Annotated in this window: 6 protein-coding genes; 4 read left to right on the top strand and 2 right to left on the bottom strand. The window is 65.1% G+C overall.

The window, feature by feature from the left end:
- Positions 1 to 328, top strand: a 328-nt coding sequence (locus tag U5805_RS19785; protein WP_322105183.1) for an electron transfer flavoprotein subunit alpha/FixB family protein, incomplete at its 5' end; no start/stop codon positions are given.
- Positions 329 to 451: 123 nt separating this feature from the next.
- A complete protein-coding gene (locus U5805_RS19780) occupies positions 452 to 2,248 on the top strand; it encodes an acyl-CoA dehydrogenase (RefSeq protein ID WP_322105182.1) in 1,797 nt (598 codons plus the stop codon).
- Between the two features lie 79 nt (positions 2,249 to 2,327).
- On the opposite strand, the gene U5805_RS19775 is transcribed toward U5805_RS19780, so the two are convergent.
- Entirely contained in the window at positions 2,328 to 3,614 is a 1,287-nt protein-coding gene (locus tag U5805_RS19775) for a D-amino acid dehydrogenase (protein ID WP_322105181.1), read from the bottom strand.
- A gap of 177 nt (positions 3,615 to 3,791) precedes the next feature.
- Between U5805_RS19775 and U5805_RS19770 the strand changes: the two genes are divergently transcribed.
- Together U5805_RS19770 and U5805_RS19765 are read left to right on the top strand one after the other, a co-directional pair.
- Positions 3,792 to 4,280 (top strand): Lrp/AsnC ligand binding domain-containing protein, encoded by a 489-nt coding sequence (locus U5805_RS19770; protein ID WP_322105180.1) that lies wholly within the window; start codon positions 3,792 to 3,794, stop codon positions 4,278 to 4,280.
- 205 nt (positions 4,281 to 4,485) lie between these two features.
- Positions 4,486 to 5,592, top strand: coding sequence for a PA0069 family radical SAM protein (locus U5805_RS19765; protein WP_322105191.1), 1,107 nt, complete (start codon positions 4,486 to 4,488; stop codon positions 5,590 to 5,592).
- Between the two features lie 8 nt (positions 5,593 to 5,600).
- Here U5805_RS19765 and U5805_RS19760 read toward each other — a convergent pair whose 3' ends face one another.
- A complete protein-coding gene (locus U5805_RS19760) occupies positions 5,601 to 6,083 on the bottom strand; it encodes an NINE protein (protein ID WP_322105179.1) in 483 nt (160 codons plus the stop codon).
- Positions 6,084 to 6,091 lie beyond the last annotated feature (8 nt).

The following is a 6,091-nucleotide window of genomic DNA, read 5'->3' as shown; positions in this document are numbered from 1 at the left end:
CCTGGGCAGCGGCGAGAACTACACGAAGGTGCTGGAGCCGCTCGCGGACAAGCTTGGAGCAGCGCTGGGCGCGTCGCGCGCGGCGGTGGACGCGGGCTATGTGCCGAACGACTTCCAGGTGGGCCAGACGGGCAAGATCGTGGCGCCGCAACTGTACGTTGCAGTGGGGATTTCGGGCGCGATCCAGCATCTGGCGGGCATGAAGGACTCGAAGGTGATCGTCGCCATCAACAAGGACGAAGAAGCGCCCATTTTCAGCGTGGCCGATTACGGGCTCGTGGGCGATCTGTTTGCGGTGGTGCCGGAACTCGTGAAGGAACTCGGCTGATCGCGGCCGAGGCCAGCAACGCGATGCCGCCCGTCATGACGGACCTGGCGGCGTGACAGTCAAGCAAAGGGGCGCAGCGGCGCCCCTTTGTCGTTTGTGCGATCCAGAGCGGAGGAGACAACCATGTATCAAGCGCCCACGAGCGACATGCTGTTCGTCATGAAGCAACTCGCCGGACTCGACGAGATCGCCGCGTTGCCGGGCTGCGCCGACGCCACGCCCGAGACCGTCGAAGCCGTGCTGCACGAGGCGGCCAAACTCTGCAACGAGGTCATCGCGCCGTTGAACGAGGAAGGCGACCGCAATCCCAGCCGCTGGGTCGCCGACGACGGCGGCACGGTGCATGCCACGCTCGGTTTCGCGGCAGCGTTCCGTCAGTACGTGGAAGGCGGCTGGCAAGGCGTGCAACATCCTCAGGAGTACGAAGGGCAGGGTTTGCCGAAGCTCGTCGGCACGCCGTGCGTGGAAATGCTCAACGCGGCGAATCTCTCGTTCGCACTGTGCCCGTTGCTGACCGACGGCGCGATCGAAGCGCTGCTCACGGCGGGCAGCGAAGCGCAGAAACGGCGCTTCGTACCGAAGCTGATTTCCGGTGAATGGACCGGCACGATGAACCTCACGGAACCGCAGGCCGGCTCCGATCTCGCGGCCGTGCGCACGCGCGCGGAGCCGCAGGCCGACGGCACCTACAAGCTGTTCGGCACGAAGATTTTCATCACGTGGGGCGAGCACGACATGGCCGAAAACATCGTGCATCTCGTGCTGGGGCGCACGCCCAACGCACCCGAAGGCGTCAAGGGCATTTCGCTCTTCATCGTGCCGAAGTTTCTCGTCGACGAAAACGGCAAGCCCGGCGCGCGCAACGATGTGCATTGCGTGTCGATCGAACACAAGCTCGGCATCAAGGCGAGTCCCACGGCCGTGCTGCAATACGGCGATCACGGCGGCGCGATCGGTCAGTTGATCGGCGAGGAAAATCGCGGGCTCGAATACATGTTCATCATGATGAACGCCGCGCGCTTTGCCGTGGGCATGCAGGGCGTGGCGATCGCCGATCGCGCTTACCAGAAGGCGCTCGCCTATGCGAAAGAGCGCGTGCAGAGCCGGCCGGTGGACGGTTCGGCGAAAGCGGCGGTCGCGATCATTCATCATCCCGACGTGCGCCGCATGCTCGGCACGATGCGCGCGCTCACCGAAGGCGCCCGCGCGCTTGCCTACGTGGCCGCGGGCGAGAGCGACCGCGCGCATCACGAGCCGGACGCCGCCGCGCGCGAACGCCATCGCGCGCGCTACGAATATCTCGTGCCGATCGTGAAGGGCTGGAGCACCGAACTCGCCGTCGACGTGACGAGCCTCGGCGTGCAGGTGCATGGCGGCATGGGTTTCATCGAGGAAACGGGCGCGGCGCAGTTCTATCGCGATGCGCGCATTCTGCCGATTTACGAAGGCACGACCGCGATCCAGGCGAACGACCTGATCGGCCGAAAAACGCTGCGCGACGGCGGCGCGGCGGCGAAAGCGCTGATCGACGACATCGGCGCAACCGTGAATGCGCTCGGTGCGCAGCAAGGCGGCGCGTTCGAGTCGATGCGGCAGCATCTTGCGCAGGGCGCGATGGCGTTGGCCTCGGCGATCGAGTTCGTGCTCGCCAATGCGAAGCGCGATCCGAACGCGGTGTTCGCGGGGAGCGTGCCGTACCTGAAGCTGGCGGGCGTCGTGCTGTGCGGCTGGCAGATGGCGCGCGCGATGCTGGCTTCGCAGCGTCTCATGAACGACGACCCGAAATTCCACGGCGCGAAGATCGCGACCGCGCAGTGCTACGCGCAGCAGGTGTTGCCGCAGGCGGTGGCGCTCGAAGCGGCGATCGTCGGCGCGAAGGGAAGCGAAGGCGTGCTGGCGCTGACCGAAGATCAGTTTTGAGTCGACGCCGCAATGCAACACGGCGCCTGCAAGAGGCGCCGTGTTTTTTCGTGCGGAACTCGTATGCCGACGCCGGACGTCAGGCGTAGGCCGGGCGATGCGCGCGATGCGTGTCGCCGAGATAGCGATGCACGGAAAGATCGTCGGCCTTGATTGCCGGTTGCTTGCCCGAGATGAGGTCGGCGAGCAACTGGCCCGAGCCGCACGACATCGTCCAGCCCAGCGTGCCGTGGCCCGTGTTCAGGAACAGGTTCGAGAGCGGCGTTCGGCCGACCACGGGCGTGCCGTCCGGCGTCATCGGGCGCAGGCCGGTCCAGAAGCTGGCCTTGCTCGTGTCGCCGCCGCCGGGGAACAGGTCGTTCACGCACATTTCCAGCGTTTCGCGGCGCGCCGCCTTGAGCGTCTTGTCGAAGCCGACGATCTCGGCCATGCCGCCCACGCGAATGCGGTCGTCGAAACGCGTGATCGCGATCTTGTAGGTTTCGTCGAGCACGGTGGAAACCGGCGCGGCGCTCGCGTTCACGATGGGCGCGGTGATCGAATAGCCCTTGAGCGGATAGACGGGAATCTTCACGAGTCCCGCGAGCATTTGGGTGGAGAACGAGCCGAGCGCGACCACGTAGGTGTCCGCGCGCACGACTTCGGCGCCGCACTGCACGCCGTTGATGCGGTCGCCGGAGACGATCAGGCGGTCGATGGGCGTGTTGTAGCGGAACTTCACGCCCAGTTCTTCGGCCATGGCGGCAAGACGCGTGGTGAAAAGCTGGCAGTCGCCGGTTTCGTCGCCGGGCAGACGCAGGCCGCCCGTGAGCTTGCCCGATACCGCGGCGAGCGCGGGTTCGGCGCGGCCGAGTTCGCCGGCGGTGAGCAATTCGTAGGGCACGTTGGCCTCTTTGAGCACGGCGATGTCCTTCGCCGCGCCTTCGAACTGCTGCTGCGTGCGGAACACCTGGAGCGTGCCGCCGGTGCGGCCTTCGTACTGGATGCCGGTGTCGGCGCGCAGCGCTTGCAGGCAGTCGCGGCTGTATTCGGCGAGACGCACCATGCGGCCCTTGTTGAGCGCGTAGCGTTCGGCCGTGCAGTTTTGCAGCATCTGCCACATCCACTGCAACTGGAATTTGCTGCCGTCCAGGCGGATGGCGAGTGGCGCGTGCTTTTCGAACATCCACTTGATCGCCTTGAGCGGCACGCCCGGCGCCGCCCACGGCGCGGCATAGCCCGGCGAGATCTGGCCGGCGTTCGCAAAACTGGTTTCGAGCGCGGGACCGGCTTCGCGGTCGATCACCGTCACTTCGTGGCCCGCGCGGGCAAGATACCAGGCGCTGGCCACCCCGACCACACCACTGCCCAACACGACGACTCGCATAGCTGCTCCTGAGGATTTGTTGGGGCTACGCCGCGCTGCCGCCGCCGCCTGGCTGCCGCGGTACGGCACGAGCAGGCGGAAGGCACGAATATTCGGGTGTAGCCAGTATTAACAGCTATGCTATTGTTCTGTGACTAGATTTTGTTATTGTATTTTTCTGATTTTCAGGAATAAAAAATGAGAACGCAGCGTCAACCGGTTCGCGCGCTCGACCGGCTCGATCACCGCATCCTGAAACTGCTTCAGCAGGATGGCCGCATGGCGATGAAAGACCTCGCGGAGCAGGTCGGGCTTTCGGTCACGCCGTGCATCGAGCGCGTCAAACGCATGGAGCGCGACGGCGTGATCGCGGGCTACTACGCGCGCGTGAATCCTGCCGTGCTGGGCGCGGCGCTGCTGGTATTCGTCGAAATCACGCTCGATCACAAGAGCGGCAACATGTTCGACCAGTTCCGCCGCGAGGTGCAGAAGATTCCCGAGGTGCTCGAATGCCATCTCGTCTCGGGCGACTTCGACTATCTCATCAAGGCGCGCATCGGCGAAATGGCCGACTACCGCAAGCTGCTCGGCGACATCCTGCTGCAACTGCCGGGCGCGGTGCAGTCCAAGAGCTATGTCGTGATGGAAGAGATCAAGGAAACGCTGACGATCGCCGTGGGCGATTGAGCGCGGCGGATTTCCTCGTCGGCTGGGGAACGGTGCCCTGTTTTTTCGACTCGACAAAGCGGCTGACTACTGTATATTCGTACAGTGTTCAGCCGTTTTTTCGTTTTCATCGTTTTCCATCGTGCCCGAATTCGATCCTCAAGCCGATCCCGAATCGCATTCCGATTCTGCATTCGATCCCGCATTCGATTCCGGCTGGCAACCGCTGTTGCCCGCCAGGCCGCTTGCGCCGCGCAAGGGGCGCGGCGCGGTGACGAACCTGCAAGGGCGTTACGAGGTCGACCAGCGCGAGGAATTCGACGACGGCTGGCAGCACCGGAGCGAACCGGAGGACGGCTCGGAGGGCGAACCGGCCCTGCGCACGCAAGTGTACGAGGAACGCGCGAAAAGCATCCTCACGCGCAACCAGTCGCCCGATATTCCGTTCAGCGTGTCGCTCAATCCGTATCGCGGCTGCGAGCACGGTTGCATCTACTGTTTTGCGCGGCCCACGCACAGTTATCTCGGCCTCTCGCCGGGCCTCGACTTCGAAAGTCGCATTTACGCAAAGATCAACGCGCGCGAGCTGCTGCTGCGCGAACTCGCGAAGCCGTCCTACGAGCCGGAGCCCATCGCGCTCGGCGTGAACACCGACGCCTGGCAGCCCGTCGAACGCGACTTGCGTCTCACGCGGGGCGTGGTCGAAGTGCTGGCGCAGCGCCAGCATCCGTTCGCGGCCATCACGAAGTCGTCGCTGATCGAACGCGATCTCGATTTGCTCGTGCCGATGGCGCAGCGCCGGCAGTTCATGGCCGCCATCACCATCACCACGCTCGACGCCGGCATCGCGCGCACGCTCGAGCCGCGCGCCGCCACCCCGTCGCGGCGCTTGCGCACGATCCGCACGCTCGCCGAGGCGGGCATTCCTGTGGGCGTGAGCATCGCGCCCGTCATTCCGTTCGTCACCGAACCCGACATGGAGCGCGTGCTCGAAGCGTGCGCCGAGGCGGGTGCGACCAGCGCGAGCTATATCGTGCTGCGTTTGCCCTGGGAAGTCGCGCCGCTCTTTCAGGACTGGCTCGCCGCGCATTTTCCGCAGCGCGCCGAGCGCGTGATGAGCCGCGTGCGCGACATGCGCGGCGGCAAGGACTACGACTCGGACTTCGCGCAGCGCATGAAGGGCACGGGCTTGTGGGCGGACCTGCTCAAGCAGCGCTTTCACAACGCCGTGAAGCGCCTCGGGCTCAACGAGCGGCGCCACGGCATTCTCGACATGTCGGCGTTCATGCGCGACAAAACCGTGCGCCAGAAACCGCAGCTCGATCTGTTCTGAGCGCGTGGCTATTGCGAGATCGCCTTGGCGGCCTCCACCTGCGATTCGAAATACGTCTGGAACAAGAGCGCGAGTCCCGTCATCAGCAGGAACGCGCCAATGAGCAGCGAAAAGATCACGACGAAGATCACGGTCCAGCCCGAGCGGCTCGTGCGTCCCGCCTGCGCGAACGGCGCGTTGAACTGCGCGTCCCATTTGGCGTCGGGGCGCAGCCCGTAGACGATCGCCGCGAGAAACGCCGAAAGCACCGAAATCGCGCCGATCACGGCCAGCACCCAGCCAAGGATCGACGCGCGTTCGGTTGCGGCCAGCAGCAGCACGCCCGGAATACCGGCGAGCGTGCCGATTACGTGCGCCCAGGCCCACAGGTCGCGCGGCCCATATAAATAGAAGCGGTGCGCGCCAACGCTGCCGAACAGGAATGCGAGGGCGGCGGTGAGCGTCTTGGAGCGAAAGCGCGCGGCGTTGTTTTCGTTGTTTTGGGTCGGCATGAGCTTCG

Origin of the sequence: Paraburkholderia sp. J41 (assembly GCF_905220235.1) — a bacterium.
Classification (GTDB): Bacteria; Pseudomonadota; Gammaproteobacteria; order Burkholderiales; family Burkholderiaceae; genus Paraburkholderia.
Note: the sequence above shows the minus strand (reverse complement) of the source record. Positions and strands in the feature narration are given on the sequence as shown.